At 60.4% G+C, this 16,726-nt stretch carries 14 protein-coding genes; 10 read left to right on the forward strand and 4 right to left on the reverse strand.

The features are described from left to right. The first annotated feature begins 265 nt into the window (after positions 1-265). The gene (azu, locus tag ACVHNU_RS27865) at positions 266-712 is read left to right on the forward strand and encodes an azurin (RefSeq protein WP_098966950.1); all 447 of its coding nucleotides are present in this window, start codon (positions 266-268) and stop codon (positions 710-712) included. A gap of 198 nt (positions 713-910) precedes the next feature. On the opposite strand, the gene nadE is transcribed toward azu, so the two are convergent. The 3 genes from nadE to ACVHNU_RS27880 all read right to left on the reverse strand — a co-directional run bounded on the left by nadE (position 911) and on the right by ACVHNU_RS27880 (position 4,027). Next, positions 911-1,738 (reverse strand): ammonia-dependent NAD(+) synthetase, encoded by an 828-nt coding sequence (gene nadE / locus ACVHNU_RS27870; protein WP_047290995.1) that lies wholly within the window; start codon positions 1,736-1,738, stop codon positions 911-913. A 4-nt stretch (positions 1,739-1,742) separates the two neighbouring features. Further along, positions 1,743-2,966, reverse strand: coding sequence for a nicotinate phosphoribosyltransferase (gene pncB / locus ACVHNU_RS27875; RefSeq protein ID WP_003221154.1), 1,224 nt, complete (start codon positions 2,964-2,966; stop codon positions 1,743-1,745). A gap of 149 nt (positions 2,967-3,115) precedes the next feature. Continuing rightward, a complete protein-coding gene (locus ACVHNU_RS27880; RefSeq protein ID WP_098966954.1) occupies positions 3,116-4,027 on the reverse strand; it encodes a LysR family transcriptional regulator in 912 nt (303 codons plus the stop codon). 165 nt (positions 4,028-4,192) lie between these two features. Between ACVHNU_RS27880 and amaB the strand changes: the two genes are divergently transcribed. The 9 genes from amaB to ACVHNU_RS27925 all read left to right on the forward strand — a co-directional run bounded on the left by amaB (position 4,193) and on the right by ACVHNU_RS27925 (position 15,345). Beyond that, positions 4,193-5,683, forward strand: a complete 1,491-nt coding sequence (gene amaB / locus ACVHNU_RS27885) for an L-piperidine-6-carboxylate dehydrogenase (RefSeq protein ID WP_123589212.1) — start codon at positions 4,193-4,195, stop codon at positions 5,681-5,683. Positions 5,684-5,837: 154 nt separating this feature from the next. Next, positions 5,838-7,121 carry an L-pipecolate oxidase gene (gene amaA / locus ACVHNU_RS27890; RefSeq protein ID WP_003221156.1) on the forward strand — a complete coding sequence of 428 codons (1,284 nt, stop codon included), beginning with the start codon at positions 5,838-5,840 and terminating at the stop codon, positions 7,119-7,121. A gap of 368 nt (positions 7,122-7,489) precedes the next feature. Continuing rightward, a complete protein-coding gene (locus tag ACVHNU_RS27895) occupies positions 7,490-8,623 on the forward strand; it encodes a branched-chain amino acid ABC transporter substrate-binding protein (RefSeq protein ID WP_003221158.1) in 1,134 nt (377 codons plus the stop codon). A 238-nt stretch (positions 8,624-8,861) separates the two neighbouring features. Continuing rightward, positions 8,862-9,776: an ABC transporter permease subunit gene (locus ACVHNU_RS27900; RefSeq protein ID WP_003221160.1), complete on the forward strand. Its 915-nt coding sequence runs from the start codon at positions 8,862-8,864 to the stop codon at positions 9,774-9,776. A 3-nt stretch (positions 9,777-9,779) separates the two neighbouring features. Further along, positions 9,780-11,081 (forward strand): high-affinity branched-chain amino acid ABC transporter permease LivM, encoded by a 1,302-nt coding sequence (gene livM / locus ACVHNU_RS27905; protein ID WP_473018689.1) that lies wholly within the window; start codon positions 9,780-9,782, stop codon positions 11,079-11,081. Beyond that, a complete protein-coding gene (locus tag ACVHNU_RS27910; RefSeq protein ID WP_473018690.1) occupies positions 11,078-11,950 on the forward strand; it encodes an ABC transporter ATP-binding protein in 873 nt (290 codons plus the stop codon). Before livM ends, ACVHNU_RS27910 begins: the two co-directional genes overlap by 4 nt. After that, the gene (locus ACVHNU_RS27915; RefSeq protein ID WP_047600666.1) at positions 11,947-12,663 is read left to right on the forward strand and encodes an ABC transporter ATP-binding protein; all 717 of its coding nucleotides are present in this window, start codon (positions 11,947-11,949) and stop codon (positions 12,661-12,663) included. The genes ACVHNU_RS27910 and ACVHNU_RS27915 overlap by 4 nt, the downstream gene beginning before the upstream one ends. An 837-nt stretch (positions 12,664-13,500) precedes the next feature. Further along, entirely contained in the window at positions 13,501-14,265 is a 765-nt protein-coding gene (locus ACVHNU_RS27920; RefSeq protein ID WP_226499913.1) for an SDR family oxidoreductase, read from the forward strand. A 174-nt stretch (positions 14,266-14,439) separates the two neighbouring features. Next, positions 14,440-15,345, forward strand: coding sequence for a cation diffusion facilitator family transporter (locus tag ACVHNU_RS27925; protein WP_473018691.1), 906 nt, complete (start codon positions 14,440-14,442; stop codon positions 15,343-15,345). A 122-nt stretch (positions 15,346-15,467) separates the two neighbouring features. Here ACVHNU_RS27925 and ACVHNU_RS27930 read toward each other — a convergent pair whose 3' ends face one another. Next, the gene (locus ACVHNU_RS27930; protein ID WP_473018692.1) at positions 15,468-16,601 is read right to left on the reverse strand and encodes an AGE family epimerase/isomerase; all 1,134 of its coding nucleotides are present in this window, start codon (positions 16,599-16,601) and stop codon (positions 15,468-15,470) included. Positions 16,602-16,726 lie beyond the last annotated feature (125 nt).

Consider the following 16,726-nt stretch of genomic DNA (forward strand, 5'->3'; position numbering starts at 1 on the left):
GCGATTCAAAGGTACCGCTGGCGCCACAGGCGTAGGCGGCGAGCAAACTGCACAACAGACCGTTAAAGAACATGACAGGCACTCCGTTTCAGTAGATGCGCCGATCATAGGCCCGGCCGTGGATTCTGGCCGGTAGATTGTTTCGATGAGTGTCATAGCCTGAAAGTTGTATACAATTTTTGACTCAAGTCATAGGAACTTGCGAAGATTTCAGGCAGTCTTTCCACCATTAGTGTTTTTGTTAACCCTGCCTTGGAGATTCACCATGTTTTCCAAAGTTGTTGCGGTATCCCTGCTGGCGCTGGCCAGCAGCCAATTGATGGCTGCCGAGTGCAAAACCACCGTTGATTCCACCGACCAGATGTCCTTCAACACCAAGGAGATCGTGATCGACAAGAGCTGCAAGACCTTCACCGTCGAACTGACTCACTCCGGCAGCCTGCCGAAGAACGTCATGGGTCATAACCTGGTGGTCAGCAAAACCGCTGACATGCAGCCGATCGCCACCGACGGCCTGGCCGCTGGCATCGACAAGAACTACCTGAAAGACGGCGACGAGCGCGTGATCGCTCACACCAAGATCATCGGTGCCGGCGAGAAAGACACGCTGACCATTGATGTATCGAAGCTGACTGCCGGTACCGATTACGGCTTCTTCTGCTCCTTCCCGGGCCACATCTCGATGATGAAAGGCACCATTGCTGTGAAGTAAGCAGGCTCACCGCGTTATCGTTCTTCGCGAGCAAGCCCGCTCCCACAGGGTTTGTGTCGGTCACACATTCTGTGAACAACCGGGACACTGTGGGAGCGGGCTTGCTCGCGAAGAGGCCATCAGCATCGACAGGTGAACTGGCCAAAGAAAAGCCCGCTGAGGATCGCTCCTCAGCGGGCTTTTTCATTCGGTCGCCGATCAAGGTGCGAACGGCATGACCCGCTTGTGATGGGTCTTGTTGTAGGTGTTGACGATGATGTCGAACGCTTCCTGACGCACCGGCTCGCCGTGCAAGAAGGCGTCGATCTCGGCGTAGGTCACGCCGTGGGAGGCTTCGTCCGGTTTGCCCGGCGACAGGTCTTCCAGATCCGCGGTCGGCACTTTTTCCACCAGCGATTCCGGTGCGCCGAAGCTGCGGGCAATCGCCCGGACCTGGTTTTTCACCAGACCGCTGAGTGGCGCCAGGTCGCAGGCGCCGTCACCGAACTTGGTGAAGAAACCCATCACCGCTTCCGCCGCATGGTCGGTGCCGATCACCAGACCGTGCGCCGCGCCGGCGATGGTGTACTGGGCGACCATGCGCATCCGCGCCTTGGTGTTGCCGAGCACGAAATCTACCGACACCGCGTGTTTGCCTTCGAACGCCGCGACTTCACTGGCCAGCGATTTGACCGCCGGGCCGATGTTCACCGTGTGGCGTTCGTCCGGAGCGATGAAGTCCACCGACGCCTGGGCGTCGTGCTCGTCGAACTGGGTTTCGTACGGCAGGCGCACGGCAATGAACTTGTAGGCGTTGTCGCCGGTGCGTTCGCGCAGCTCACGCATGGCGCGCTGGGCCAGCAGGCCGGCGGTCAGCGAATCGACGCCGCCGCTGATGCCCAGCACCAGGGTCTTGAGTCCGGAATTGACCAGGCAATCCTGGATAAAGGTGATGCGCCGGGCGACTTCCGCTTCGAGGGCCTGATGCCCGGCGAATGGCGGTTGCACCTTGAGCTGTTCAGCAATCTCACGCTGTACGGCTTGCATGAATTCACTCCTTGCTAGATAGACTGGAATCGGCAGGAACCTGGAACACATGTCGCAAATAGGCGACGAAATTCGGGTCTTTGCAGTGGGTCTTGCCGGGCTCGTCGGAGATCTTCGCCACCGGCTGGCCGTTGCAGGCGGTCATTTTAAGCACGATGCTCATCGGTTCGACACCCGGAATGTCACAGGTCAGGTTGGTGCCGATGCCAAAGCTGACGTTGATCCGCCCGTGCAGCGCGCGGAAGATCTCCAGCGACTTGGGCAGGGTCAGGCTGTCGGAGAACACCAGGGTCTTGCTCATCGGGTCGATGCCGAGCTTATGGTAGTGGGCGATGCATTTTTCGCCCCACTGCACCGGATCCCCGGAATCGTGGCGTAGACCGTCGAAGAGCTTGGCGAAGAACAGGTCGAAATCGCCGAGGAACGCGTCGGTGGTGATGCAGTCGGTGAGCGCAATCCCCAGCAAACCCCGGTACTCGCGCACCCAGCAGTCGAGGGCGGCGATCTGGCTGTCGATCAAGCGTGGGCCGAGTTGTTGGTGGGCCATGATCCATTCATGGGCCATGGTGCCCAGCGGTTTCATGTCCAGCTCGCGGGACAGGTGCACGTTGCTGGTGCCGACAAAGCGCCCGGGGAAATCGTGCTTGAGCACGTTGACCACTTCTTCCTGCACGCGGTACGAAAAGCGCCGGCGGGTGCCGAAGTCGGCGACCTGCAATTGCGCCAGTTCGTCGGCCGAGGCGTTGGCGCTGAGCCAGTCGAACTTGCGATACAGCTGTTCGCGCGCCTGTACCAGTTCGATTTCCCGGTAGCGATAGCGGTTGCGCACTTCGCTGACGATCGCCAGCAGCGGCACTTCGTAGAGAATCACGTGCAGCCACGGACCGCGCAGACGGATGAACAGTTCGCCGTTCTCGATCCCGGTGTGCAGGTAGCGCAGGTTGAAGCGGAACAGGCCGAGAAAGCGCAGGAAATCCGGTTTCAGGAAGGTGATGCGCTCGAGAAAACTCAACTGGTCGGCGCTCAGGCTCAGTTCGGCCAGGCGCTCGATCTGGTAACGAATCTCGGCCAGATACGGGCGCAGATCCTCGCTGTTACGGCAACGAAACTCCCATTCGACTTCGACGTTGGGGTAGTTGTGCAGCACCGCCTGCATCATCGTCAGTTTGTAGAAGTCGGTGTCGAGCAGGTTCTGCACGATGCGATCGGCAAACACACTCTCGCTCATAAACGGGGTCTCCAGGTGCACCGCGCGGATGCGCGGGATCAATCAATGACGCTAGTGGCGCATATCAGCGGTGGGGATTGCCAGCATTTTTTAAGAGCGCCGAGATCACCTGTGGGAGCGGGCTTGCTCCCACAGGGTTGTTGAAAACTCTATATCGGCGTCAGGTCCGGGCTATCAATCTGCTCCAGCATCCACTTCACAAAATCCCGCACCTTCGGCACTTCCGCCGCATGCTCCGGGTAGGCCAGGTAGTAAGCGTCGGAACTGGGCATTGCATGCTGCCAGGGAATGACCAGTTTGCCGTCGGCCAATTCCTCTTCCACCAGAAACCGTGGCAGCAGCGCGACGCCGCAGCCGACCTGAGCAGCGCGGATGCACATATAAAAGGTTTCGAAGCGCGGCCCGTGGTAGCTGTGTTCGGTGTGGTAACCCTGACTGTCGAACCAGTCGTGCCAGGCCTGTGGGCGCGAGGCATTTTGCAGCAGCACCAGATCGGTCAGTTGCGTCGGGTCGGTGAACGGCTGATCCGGCAGGCTGCCGGGTGCGCAGACCGGCACCAGCTCTTCGCCGAACAGCTTCAGGCACTCGGTGCCGGGGCGTGAGCCCTGGCCGAAATAGAACGCCAGATCGCTGCGCCCCTGTAGCAAATCGTCGGCCTCCTGCTCGTTGCACAAGTCGAGATGGATCGACGGATGGCGCAGACGCCAGCCTTTCAGGCGCGGTACCAGCCAGCGTGCGCCGAAGGTCGAAGGCGTCGAGACGCGCAGGACTTCGGTCTCGCCGCCGTAGGAACGCAGGTAATGCGTGGACATTTCCACCTGGGTGAGGATTTTTCGGACTTCCACCAGGTACAAATCTCCGGCCGGGGTCATCTGCAAACGCCGACGCACCCGGCGGAACAACAAGTGCTGCAACAACTCCTCAAGCTGCGCGACCTGTTTGCTGACGGCGCTCTGGGTCAGGTTCAGTTCTTCGGCGGCCCGGGTGAAGCTCAGGTGCCGGGTCACGGCTTCGAAGCACTGCAACGCGGTGATCGACGGCAAGTGGCGTTTGTTCAGCATGGGTGATCCCTTTTTCTTGTCTTTCTATGCTCAGCATGAATAAACGGAATGATATCTCGCGTAAAGGTCGTTTGTTGCCTCGCCGTACTGACGCTACAACTAAAGGCCTGCCCGGTCGCGACAATGCGTCCGCACACATTCAGTTTTTCGCTTGAGGAGTGACCCATGGTTGCCGCATTGCTTGATCGTCTTGGTGTGAACCCGGCCCTGTACCAGAACGGCAAAGTGCCGGTGCATTCGCCCATCGACGGCAGCCGCATCGCCGCCGTGAACTGGGAAGGCCCGGCCGAAGTCGAGCAGCACATCAGTCGCGCAGATCATGCTTTCGAGCAATGGCGCAAGGTGCCGGCGCCGCGCCGCGGCGAGCTGGTGCGTCAGTTCGGCGAAGTGCTGCGCGAGTACAAGGCTGATCTCGGCGAACTGGTGTCGTGGGAGGCGGGCAAGATTACTCAGGAAGGCCTTGGTGAAGTGCAGGAGATGATCGACATCTGCGATTTCGCCGTCGGTCTGTCCCGTCAGTTGTACGGCTTGACCATCGCTTCCGAACGTCCGGGCCACCACATGCGTGAAACCTGGCATCCGCTGGGCGTGGTCGGTGTGATCAGTGCGTTCAACTTCCCGGTCGCGGTGTGGGCGTGGAACACCACGCTGGCGCTGGTCTGCGGCAACCCGGTGGTGTGGAAACCGTCTGAGAAAACTCCGCTGACCGCACTGGCCTGTCAGGCGCTGTTCGACCGTGTGGTGAAGAATTTCAGCGATGCGCCGGCGCACCTGTGCCAGGTGATCATCGGTGGCCGTGATGCCGGCGAAGCGCTGGTGGATGACCCGCGTGTGGCGCTGATCAGCGCCACCGGCAGCACCCGCATGGGCCGCGAAGTGGCGCCGAAAGTCGCCGCGCGTTTCGCCCGCAGCATTCTCGAACTGGGCGGCAACAACGCGATGATCCTCGGCCCGAGCGCCGATCTGGACATGGCCGTGCGCGCCATTCTGTTCAGTGCGGTCGGCACCGCCGGGCAGCGTTGCACCACCCTGCGTCGCCTGATCGCCCATGAGTCGGTGAAGGAAGAAATCGTCACCCGCCTCAAGGCCGCGTACGCCAAAGTGCGCATCGGCCATCCGCTGGAAGGCAATCTGGTCGGCCCGCTGATCGACAAACACAGCTTCGAAAACATGCAGGACGCGCTGGAGCAGGCGCTGAGCGAGGGTGGCCGGGTGTTCGGCGGCAAGCGTCAGCTGGAAGAGCAGTTCCCCAACGCCTACTACGTGTCGCCGGCCATCGTCGAAATGCCGGAGCAGAGCGACGTGGTCTGCAGCGAAACCTTTGCGCCGATCCTCTACGTGGTCGGCTACAGCGACTTCCAGGAAGCGCTGCGCTTGAACAATGCGGTGCCGCAAGGCCTGTCGTCGTGCATCTTCACCACCGACGTGCGCGAGGCGGAGCAGTTCATGTCGGCGGTCGGCAGCGACTGCGGCATCGCCAACGTCAACATCGGCCCGAGCGGCGCGGAAATCGGCGGCGCGTTTGGTGGCGAGAAGGAGACCGGTGGCGGTCGTGAGTCGGGCTCCGACGCCTGGCGCGCGTACATGCGCCGCCAGACCAACACCGTGAACTACTCGCTGGAGTTGCCGCTGGCGCAGGGCATCACCTTCGACTGAGTTTGGAATGAAGCAGATCCCCTGTGGGAGCGGGCTTGCTCGCGAAAGCGGTGGGTCAGTCGACACAGATGTTGGCTGAAACACCGCTTTCGCGAGCAAGCCCGCTCCCACAGGATCAGCAGTGTGTTTGGCAGGTTTCTGTTGGAGTCTGGCAATGCCGTTACGCGAAGAATGTCTGTGGGAAAAACTCACGCCTCAGCGCCCGGATAACACCGCGCTACGGGGCGAGGTCAAAGTCGATGTCTGCGTGATCGGCGCCGGGTTTACCGGGTTGTCGGCGGCGCTGCATCTGTTGGAGAAGGGCAAAAGCGTCTGTGTGCTCGAAGCGCATCGCGCCGGGCATGGCGGCTCCGGACGCAACGTCGGGCTGGTCAACGCCGGCATGTGGATCCCGCCGGACGAGATCGAGGCCGGATTCGGCGAAGCGGTCGGCAGTCAGCTCAACCGCATGCTCGGGGCGGCGCCAGCGCTGGTGTTCAGCCTTGTGGATAAATACAACATCGATTGCCAGTTGCGCCGCGAAGGCACCCTGCACATGGCGCACAACGCCAAGGGCGAAGCGGATCTGCGCAGTCGCGAGCAACAATGGAAGCGCCGCGGGGCGCCGGTTGAACTACTCACCGGCAAGGCCTGCGAGCAAGCCACCGGTACGCAGAAGATTGCTGCGGCGCTGCTCGATCGGCGTGCCGGCACGCTCAACCCGATGGCCTATGTCACCGGCCTGGCCAACGCGGTGAAGGGGCTGGGCGGGCAGATGTTCGATCACTCGCCAGTGACCCGTCTCGAGCGCATGGGCCAGCAATGGTCAGTGCAGACCGAGCACGGTTCGGTGCTCGCCGAGCAAGTGGTGATCGCCTCCAACGCCTACACCGAAGGCGACTGGACCGAACTCAAGCGCAATTTCTTCCCCGGTTACTACTATCAGGTCGCTTCGGTGCCGCTGACCGAAGACGCGGCCCATGACATTCTCCCCGGCGGGCAGGGCTCGTGGGACACGCGGCAGGTCCTGAGCAGCATCCGTCGTGACAAGGATGGCCGGTTGTTGCTCGGCAGCCTGGGCAACGGCAATCAGAAACCGACGTGGTTCCTCAAAGCCTGGGCTGACCGGGTGCAGCAACACTACTTCCCCAACCTGAAACCGGTGGAATGGGAATGCACCTGGACCGGGCGCATCGCCTTCACCCCCGATCATTTGATGCGGCTGTTCGAGCCGGCACCCGGACTGGTGGCCGTCACCGGTTACAACGGCCGTGGCGTGACCACCGGCACTGTGGTCGGCAAAGCCTTCGCCGACTACCTGTGTAACGGAAATCCTCAAGCCCTGCCGATCCCCTTCGCACCGATGCAGCCCCTGGCCGGTGTCGGCCTGCGCAGTTGCCTGTACGAGGCCGGGTTCTCGCTGTATCACGCGGGCCAGTGCCTGCGCATCGTGATTTGAGTGTTGAAATATGTTGCCGGAAGCGGCGCTTTTCGATGCAGCGACTAGCCTGTAATGGTGCGGGTTGTAGCAGTCCCGCACCAGCAGTGTGCAGTTCGGTGACGCGAGCTGTTACAGGCTGGTTGCACGTCGTTTGGTGCCGCGGTTGCAATGATGGCGCAAGCGGGTTGCGCCTCAGATTTAAAAAGGTTTCACCTTCCGCGGTTTAGACGGTTGCACGCCCAATGAAAATGGGAACGAAACAGTCGAAATAACAAGAAAGCAGCGACTTTTTGAAGAATAAAAAACCGATGGCACGGCGCTTGCTCAGAGCATTCAGTGAAGTGAAGTCGCAGTGCCAACTAAAAAAAACCTTGGAGCACCACCTCATGTCCCAGACGTTTTACAAGAAAGGCTTTCTGGCCCTCGCAGTGGCTACTGCGTTGGGTGTTTCTGCGTTTGCTCAAGCTGATGTGAAAATCGGTGTAGCGGGTCCAATGACTGGCGCCAACGCGGCATTTGGCGAGCAGTACATGAAGGGTGCACAGGCAGCGGCGGACGCGGTCAACGCGGCGGGCGGCGTCAACGGCGAGAAAATCGTACTGGTCAAGGGCGATGACGCCTGTGAACCGAAGCAGGCGGTGACGGTTGCCAAGGACCTGGTGAACCAGAAAGTCGCCGGCGTGGTCGGTCACTTCTGCTCTTCCTCCACCATTCCAGCCTCGGAAATCTACGACGAAGCCGGCGTTATCGCGATCACCCCGGGTTCCACCAACCCGCAGGTGACCGAGCGCGGTCTGAGCGCGATGTTCCGTATGTGCGGGCGTGACGACCAGCAAGGCATTGTCGCTGGCGACTACATCGTCGACGTGCTCAAGGGCAAGAAAGTCGCGGTGATCCACGACAAGGACACCTACGGTCAAGGTCTGGCCGATGCGACCAAGGCTCAGTTGATCAAGCGCGGCGTGACCCCGGTGATCTACGAAGGCCTGACCCGTGGCGAGAAAGACTTCAGCGCCCTGGTCACCAAGATCCGCGCCGCTGGCGCCGACGTCGTGTACTTCGGCGGTCTGCACCCGGAAGCCGGCCCACTGGTCAAGCAACTGCGCACCGAAGGCCTGAAAGATGTGAAGTTCATGTCTGACGACGGCATCGTCACCGACGAACTGGTGACCACCGCCGGCGGCCCGCAATACGTTGACGGCGTGCTGATGACCTTCGGCGCCGACCCGCGCCTGCTGCCGGAAAGCAAGGCCGTGGTCGAGCAGTTCCGCAAGGCCGGGACCGAGCCTGAAGGCTACACCCTGTACGCCTACGCTTCGATTCAGGCCCTGGCGGCCGGTTTCAATGGCGCCAAGTCCAACAGTGGCGAAAAAGCAGCCGAGTGGCTGAAGGCCAACCCGGTGAAAACCGTCATGGGCGAGAAGTCCTGGGACAAGAAAGGCGACCTGAAAGTGTCCGACTACGTGGTTTACCAGTGGGACGCGAGCGGCAAATACCATCAGCTGGAAAAACAGAAGTAAGGGCTGACGCGATCATCCGAACACCATGAACCCCTGTGGGAGCGGGCTTGCTCGCGAATGCGGGGTGTCAGTCGCCATCAACGGTAGCTGATACACCGCATTCGCGAGCAAGCCCGCTCCCACAGGAGGCGATGGTGTTGGGGGAACGTGTCTGCATTGCTCCGACGTAAATCTGTATTTTTCCTAGAGGAACCGCCCGCTCACAGGTGGGCAGGTTCTCATTGCGTGAGATTGCGTTATGGATGGTATTTTCCTGCAGCAACTGGTCAACGGCCTGACCCTCGGGTCGGTCTATGGCCTGATCGCCATCGGCTACACAATGGTCTACGGCATCATCGGCATGATCAACTTCGCCCACGGCGAGGTTTACATGATTTCCGCTTACCTGGCGGCAATCAGTCTGGCTCTGCTGGCTTACTTCGGTATCGAATCCTTCCCGCTGTTGATGCTCGGCACGCTGGTTTTCACCATCGTCGTCACCGGCGTCTATGGCTGGGTAATCGAACGCGTCGCCTACAAACCTCTGCGCAACTCCACCCGACTGGCACCACTGATCAGTGCCATCGGCATCTCCCTGATCCTGCAAAACTATGCCCAGATCAGCCAGGGCGCCCGCCAACAGGGTGTTCCGACGCTGCTCACTGGTGCCTGGCGCATCGACGTCGGCACAGGTTTCGTCCAGCTCACCTACACCAAGGTGTTCATTCTGGTCGCCGCGTTCGTCGGCATGGGCCTGCTGACCTACGTGATCAAGTACACCAAGCTCGGCCGCATGTGCCGCGCCACCCAGCAAGACCGCAAGATGGCTTCGATTCTCGGGATCAACACCGACCGGGTGATTTCCTACGTGTTCATCATCGGTGCAGCGATGGCGGCCCTGGCCGGCGTGCTGATCACCATGAACTACGGCACGTTCGACTTCTACGCAGGCTTCGTCATCGGCATCAAGGCGTTCACCGCCGCCGTGCTTGGCGGGATCGGCTCACTGCCCGGCGCGATGCTCGGCGGGATCATTCTCGGGATCTCCGAGTCGCTGTTCTCGGGCCTGGTCAACTCCGACTACAAAGACGTGTTCAGCTTCTCGCTGCTCGTACTTGTTCTGGTCTTCCGGCCTCAGGGTCTGTTGGGCCGTCCTCTTGTGTCGAAGGTGTAAGCGATGTCTTCAACCACCCAAAAATCCATCGATATCAAAAAAAGTCTGGTTGAGGCGATTCTGGCCGGCCTCATTGCCCTGATCGTGTTCGGCCCGATTGTCGGCGTCGTGCTCGAAGGCTACAGCTTCAATCTTGAGCCGACCCGCGTCGCGTGGCTTATCGGCATTGTGATGATCGGCCGTTTTGCCTTGAGTCTGTTTCTGCAGACGCCCAAGGGCCTGAAGATTCTCGACGGATTCGAGAGCACCGGTTCCGGTGTACACGTGCTGCCTGCCGATCATAAATCCTCGCTGCGCTGGATCATCCCGCTGCTGATTGTGCTCGCGGTCATCGTGCCGTTTGTCTCCAACTCGTACCTGCTGGGCGTGGTCATCCTCGGGTTGATCTACGTGCTGCTGGGGCTGGGGCTGAACATCGTGGTCGGTCTGGCCGGCCTGCTCGACCTCGGTTACGTGGCGTTCTACGCCATCGGCGCCTACGGTCTGGCGCTCGGTTATCAATACCTCGGGCTGGGCTTCTGGACCGTGCTGCCACTGGCGGCGATCACCGCGGGCCTGGCCGGCTGCATCCTCGGTTTCCCGGTGTTGCGTCTGCACGGTGACTATCTGGCGATCGTGACCCTGGGCTTCGGTGAAATCATCCGCCTGATCCTCAACAACTGGCTGTCGCTGACCGGCGGTCCGAACGGGATGCCGGCGCCACTGCCGACGTTCTTCGGCCTGGAATTTGGCAAACGGGCCAAGGATGGCGGGGTGCCGTTCCATGAGTTTTTCGGCATCGCCTACAACCCGGACGTGAAGTATTACTTCATCTACGCTGTGTTGTTCCTGGTGGTACTGGCCGTGCTGTATATCAAGCATCGTCTGGTGAAAATGCCGGTGGGCCGCGCCTGGGAAGCCCTGCGCGAAGATGAAATCGCCTGCCGCTCGATGGGCCTGAACCACGTGTTGGTCAAGCTCTCGGCGTTCACCATCGGTGCATCGACCGCAGGCCTGGCCGGGGTGTTTTTCGCCACCTACCAGGGCTTCGTCAACCCGACCTCGTTCACCTTCTTCGAATCGGCACTGATCCTCGCCATCGTCGTGCTCGGCGGCATGGGTTCGACCATCGGCGTGGTGATCGCGGCATTCGTGTTGACGGTTGCTCCGGAACTGCTGCGCGGCTTCGCTGAATACCGCGTGCTGCTGTTCGGCATCCTGATGGTGTTGATGATGATCTGGCGACCACGCGGGCTGATCCGCATCAGCCGTACCGGGGTCACTCCACGCAAAGGTGCCATTCACTATGAGAGGACTGCGCCATGAGTGAAGTCGTACTCTCTGTGGAAAAACTGATGATGCACTTCGGTGGCATCAAGGCCTTGAGCGATGTCAGCCTCAAGGTCAAACGCAACTCGATCTTCGCCCTGATCGGCCCCAACGGCGCCGGCAAGACCACGGTGTTCAACTGCCTGACCGGGTTCTACAAGGCCTCCGGCGGCAAGATCGAACTCAACGTGCGCGGCAAGCAGACCAACGTCATCCGGCTGCTGGGCGAATCGTTCAAGCCGACTGATTTCGTGTCGCCGAAAAGCTTCCTCAGTCGCCTGTACTACAAGATGTTCGGCGGTACGCACCTGGTGAACCGCGCCGGCCTGGCCCGGACGTTCCAGAACATTCGCCTGTTCAAGGAAATGTCGGTACTGGAAAACCTGTTGGTGGCGCAGCACATGTGGGTCAACCGCAACATGCTCGCCGGCATCCTCAACACCAAGGGTTACCGCAAGGCCGAAAGCGATGCGCTGGACTGCGCGTTCTACTGGTTGGAAGTGGTCGATCTGGTGGACTGCGCCAACCGTCTGGCCGGTGAACTGTCCTACGGTCAGCAACGCCGTCTGGAAATCGCCCGGGCCATGTGCACGCGGCCGCAGATCATTTGCCTCGACGAACCGGCCGCCGGCCTCAACCCTCAGGAAACCGAAGCGCTGAGCGCGATGATCCGGCTGCTGCGCGACGAGCATGATCTGACCGTGGTGCTGATCGAACACGACATGGGCATGGTCATGAGCATTTCCGACCACATCGTGGTGCTGGATCACGGCGTGGTCATCGCCGAAGGCGGGCCTGACGCGATCCGCCATGATCCAAAAGTGATTGCCGCCTACCTGGGCGCCGACGAAGAGGAACTGGTATGAGCAAACCGATCCTCGAACTGAAAGACCTGGACGTGTTCTACGGCCCGATCCAAGCCCTCAAAGGCGTGTCGCTGCAGATCAACGAAGGCGAGACCGTCAGCCTGATCGGCTCCAACGGCGCGGGTAAATCGACGCTGCTGATGTCGATCTTCGGCCAGCCGCGCGCGGCGGGCGGGCAGATCCTCTATCAAGGCGTCGACATCACCCACAAGTCCTCGCACTACATCGCCTCCAACGGCATCGCGCAGTCGCCGGAAGGGCGGCGGGTGTTCCCCGACATGACCGTCGAGGAGAACCTGCTGATGGGCACCATCCCGATTGGCGACAAGTACGCCAAGGAGGACATGCAGCGCATGTTCGAGCTGTTCCCACGGCTCGAAGAACGCCGCACTCAGCGGGCGATGACCATGTCCGGCGGCGAGCAGCAAATGCTCGCCATCGCCCGTGCGCTGATGAGCCGGCCGAAGCTGTTGTTGCTCGATGAACCGAGCCTGGGCCTGGCGCCGATCGTGGTGAAACAGATCTTCGCCACCCTGCGGGAACTGGCGAAAACCGGCATGACCATTTTCCTCGTCGAGCAGAACGCCAACCATGCGTTGAAGCTGTCGGATCGGGCGTATGTAATGGTCAACGGCGAGATTCGCCTGACTGGCACTGGTAAGGAGCTGCTGGTGAATGAGGAGGTGCGCAACGCTTATCTGGGCGGGCACTGATTCTGCTTGAGTTGTCCACAAGCCCCGCGACGAAAGTCCCGGGGCTTTTTACATCTCAAGTCCAGCACAAAACCCCTGTAGGAGTGAGCCTGCTCGCGATAGCGGTCCTACATTCCGCATCCGAGGTGGCTGATACACCGCTATCGCGAGCAGGCTCACTCCTACAGGGTTTTGCGCGATTTACAGAATTGTGGAAAACAAATTCCCACACCTGCCAAAGCGCGACATATAGACGCTGCAAATGGCTGTTTTTCCACAGTTTCGACTTGTCCCCGTTTGCTGTGGAGCTAGCTGTGAATAACGTGGGTGTAGCTGTCTGCAGGCCATTGGAACCGTGGCTTGTAGCGTGGTGATTATTTTTTGATCAGGTGCTTTTGCGATAACGATAGACGCCTTTGTCAACCTTTTTATGGCCGCTGCAGAATCGGCAATTCCATGTGCGCAAGCTTGTGGATAAGTCTGTGATTAAACTCTGGAAAGACCGCGCGGAGCACCGTGATTACTGGCCTCGCGCAAACACTGCTGTGACCGTGCAGTCGTGCAGAATGCCATCACCGGCACAACTGCCAGATCAGGGTCAAGCAAAAAACTTTCTATTTCGCCCGCAAAGCCTTGTGTGGCGCGGCTTTACGCTTTTTCACTTGCCCCCGGAAACTGTGGAAGGGGCTGTGGATAACATGCGTGCACATGGCTACAGGCCACGGTGCATATGGCGTGGCGGCCATTGATCAATTAATGAGCAGGATTCGGTGGTTGCCGGTTAAAGCGGGGCCGGGCATGCTGCCTGCTGATTGTCCATTCCAATGACCGCACGGCGGTCGATGCAAGGAGAACACGATGTCCAACACCCTGTTTATTACCGGCGCGACGTCCGGTTTTGGTGAAGCCTGTGCCCGTCGTTTTGCCGAGGCTGGCTGGAAACTGGTGCTGACCGGTCGTCGTGAGGAACGCCTCAATGCGCTGTGCGCAGATCTGTCGAAGCAGACCGAAGTGCATGGTCTGGTGCTCGACGTGCGTGACCGCAAGGCGATGGAAGAGGCAATTGCCAATCTGCCGCCGTCGTTCGCCAAGCTGCGTGGCCTGATCAACAACGCCGGGCTGGCGCTGGGCGTCGATCCGGCGCCCAAATGCGACCTCGACGACTGGGACACCATGGTCGATACCAACGTCAAAGGCCTGATGTACAGCACCCGTCTGCTGTTGCCACGGTTGATCGCCCACGGCCGTGGCGCCGGTATCGTCAACCTTGGCTCCATCGCCGGAAACTACCCGTACCCGGGCAGCCACGTGTATGGCGCGACCAAGGCGTTCGTCAAGCAGTTCTCGCTGAACCTGCGCTGCGACCTGCAGGGCACTGGCGTGCGCGTCAGCAACATCGAGCCCGGCCTGTGCGAAAGCGAGTTCTCGCTGGTGCGCTTTGCCGGTGACCAGGAACGCTACAACGCGACCTACGCCGGGGCCGAGCCGATCCAGCCGCAAGACATCGCCGAGACCATCTTCTGGGTACTCAACGCGCCAGCACACATCAACATCAACAGCCTGGAGCTGATGCCGGTGAGCCAGACCTGGGCCGGGTTTGCGATCGAGCGTAACAAGGCCTGACACCGCGTTGAGGCCATTCGCGAGCAAGCTCGCTCCCACATTTGATCGCGGTCTCATGTGGGAGCGAGCTTGCTCGCGAAGGGGCCGTCACAGGCAATAAATACCGATAAGGTAAACTCTCCTCGCAACAACCCCACCGCACCCTGCGGTTTTCAAGGTTTTCGAGGAGTTAAAGTGAGTAACCGAGGTGAGCAGTCACTGCTCAAACAATCGACCATCCTGATGTTCGCGGTGTCGATTGCCGGGATCGCTACCGGTTTTGTTTCAGGTTCCCAATCCATCCTTTTCGATGGTTTTTTCTCGCTGATCGCAACGTTCATCAAAGTGCTGATGCTGATCACCGCCCGGCTGATCGCCAAAGAGAGCAATCACCGCTTCCAGTTCGGTTTCTGGCATCTGGAGCCGATGGTGCTGCTGATCGAAGGCAGTTTTCTGCTGTTGATCGCGATCTATGCCTTTCTCAACGGTGTGTTCGGCATCATCAACGGCGGCCGCGAGATCGAACTGGGGCTGGTGATCATTTATGCGGCGGTGTTCACCGTCGTCGAGTTCGCCTACTTCTTCTACGTCCGTCGGCGCAATCGCAAGCTCAAGTCCAGCCTGATCCAGTTCGACAACATCAGCTGGCTGGTGGACGCGATGCTCTCGGTCGGCCTGTTGATCAGTTTTCTCGCCGCGTTGCTGCTCAAGGCCCAGGGCTTTGACGAGTGGGCGAAGTTTGTCGACCCGCTGATCCTGATCGTCCTGGCGCTGACCATGTTGCCACCGGCGTTCAAGATCCTCGGCCCGGCGTTGCGCGATGTGCTGGGTATTGCCCCGGACACCCTGGATGATCAGGTGCGCCAAGTGATGGAGGCGGCAAAGGTTGCGCATGGTTTCGACGATTACGTGACCTACGTGCAGAAGCACGGGCGGGCGCGGTTCATCGAGATTCATGTGGTGTTGCCGGCGGATTACCGGCTGCAGAGCGTGGGGCAGCTGGATGCGTTGCGTGAGGAAATCTCGGCGCAGCTCGGCGAGCCGGATGCGGCGCGCTGGTTGACCATCAGCTTCACGGGCGACAAGAAGTGGATTGCCTAGAGACCGTGTAACGGCTATTCGCGAGCAAGCCCGCTCCCACAGGGATCCGAGCTGTTCACAGATTATGTGTTCGGCGAAATTCCCATGTGGGAGCGGGCTTGCTCGCGAAAGCTATTTTTCAATCAACGCAGATATTCGGCTAAACCGCTGTAGCACGTCGCCAAGTGATAAGGCGTCGTCGAAGGCATGTCCTTGCGGCTGACCTCTCCTTGCTCATCCCGGCATTCATGCCACCCGCCCGCATGCAGAAAACGCTGCTGCAGCGCCTGCAACTGGCGTAGCACTGTAGCTTCACTGCCCGCACGCAAGGTCAGCGCGCGCAGGTATTCAGCCTGCGCCCAGATCCGCTGAGTCGAATCTTTCGGGCGACCGTCCAGTTGCAGATCGAGCATCGCCCGCACCGCACCTGAAGGTTGTTCAACGCCGAACTGCTCGGTGAAAGCGAATGCCCGGTCCAGCGCTGCATGCAGTTTCGAACCACGCAGCAGGGCTGAAGACTCGAGCAGGAAATACCATTCGAACTGATGCCCCGGCTCGTACCAGTTATCCACAGCCCCCAGTGGTTTCTCCATCAACACGCCATGTTGCGGGTCGACGAACTGCTTGTGCATGGCTGTGCATAACTCCACCAGCGCTTGCTGCGTCGCCGCGTCTTCGCGTACCGCGAGGGTGGCGAGGAACGCTTCGGCCAGGTGCATCAGCGGGTTTTGCAGCGGGCCGGTTTGCAGGGTGATCCAGTCGCGGTCCAGGCACGCTTCGTAGAGGCCGTCACCGGTGGCGAAGCGCCGGGCGATGACTTCCAGTGCGGCGTTGAGTGTGGACTCCACCAGCGGCTCGCGGGACTTGGCCCAGTAATGGGCGCAGGCGAACAGGATGAAAGCGTGGGTGTAGAGATCCTTGCGCTGATCCAGCGGCTTGCCTTGCGCGTCGATGCTGTAGAACCAGCCGCCGTGCTCGGCGTCGTGGAAATGCCGTTGCAGCGAGCGGAACAGCGCGGCGGCGCGCACCTCGGCGTTAGCCACAACCCCGATCAGGCTGGAAAACAGGTACAGCTGCCGTGCGCAGGCCATCGCCCGGTAGCGTTGCGGCGGCAGCGGCTGGTGTGCGGCGTCCAGTGCTTCGTAGGGCAGCGCCATGTCGGCGTTCCAGCCCGGGCCTTGCCAGAGCGGCACGATCACGTTCAGAAAGTGCTGTTGCACATCACTGAACAGGGCGGTCAATTCGGGCAGAGAGGTGGAGCGGGAAGCATGGGGCATTGGCGGACGTCGTCACGGCTGGGGCGATTGCGCGACATGGTAGCAGAGCGACGGCCTGATGAGACGCGGTGTCTGTCAGTCCGCCTTCGCGAGCAAGCCCGCTCCCACAGGTTTTGTGTACACCG

It is taken from the genome of Pseudomonas sp. Ors-4-3C (genome assembly GCF_055755035.1).

Bases quoted from the DNA above. Each gene is read 5' to 3' on its own strand.
- azu (WP_098966950.1), top strand. From the start codon at position 266: ATGTTTTCCAAAGTTGTTGCGGTATCCCTGCTGGCGCTGGCCAGCAGC.
- nadE (WP_047290995.1), bottom strand. From the start codon at position 1,738: ATGCAAGCCGTACAGCGTGAGATTGCTGAACAGCTCAAGGTGCAACCG.
- pncB (WP_003221154.1), bottom strand. From the start codon at position 2,966: ATGAGCGAGAGTGTGTTTGCCGATCGCATCGTGCAGAACCTGCTCGAC.
- ACVHNU_RS27880 (WP_098966954.1), bottom strand. From the start codon at position 4,027: ATGCTGAACAAACGCCACTTGCCGTCGATCACCGCGTTGCAGTGCTTC.
- amaB (WP_123589212.1), top strand. From the start codon at position 4,193: ATGGTTGCCGCATTGCTTGATCGTCTTGGTGTGAACCCGGCCCTGTAC.
- amaA (WP_003221156.1), top strand. From the start codon at position 5,838: ATGCCGTTACGCGAAGAATGTCTGTGGGAAAAACTCACGCCTCAGCGC.
- ACVHNU_RS27895 (WP_003221158.1), top strand. From the start codon at position 7,490: ATGTCCCAGACGTTTTACAAGAAAGGCTTTCTGGCCCTCGCAGTGGCT.
- ACVHNU_RS27900 (WP_003221160.1), top strand. From the start codon at position 8,862: ATGGATGGTATTTTCCTGCAGCAACTGGTCAACGGCCTGACCCTCGGG.
- livM (WP_473018689.1), top strand. From the start codon at position 9,780: ATGTCTTCAACCACCCAAAAATCCATCGATATCAAAAAAAGTCTGGTT.
- ACVHNU_RS27910 (WP_473018690.1), top strand. From the start codon at position 11,078: ATGAGTGAAGTCGTACTCTCTGTGGAAAAACTGATGATGCACTTCGGT.
- ACVHNU_RS27915 (WP_047600666.1), top strand. From the start codon at position 11,947: ATGAGCAAACCGATCCTCGAACTGAAAGACCTGGACGTGTTCTACGGC.
- ACVHNU_RS27920 (WP_226499913.1), top strand. From the start codon at position 13,501: ATGTCCAACACCCTGTTTATTACCGGCGCGACGTCCGGTTTTGGTGAA.
- ACVHNU_RS27930 (WP_473018692.1), bottom strand. From the start codon at position 16,601: ATGCCCCATGCTTCCCGCTCCACCTCTCTGCCCGAATTGACCGCCCTG.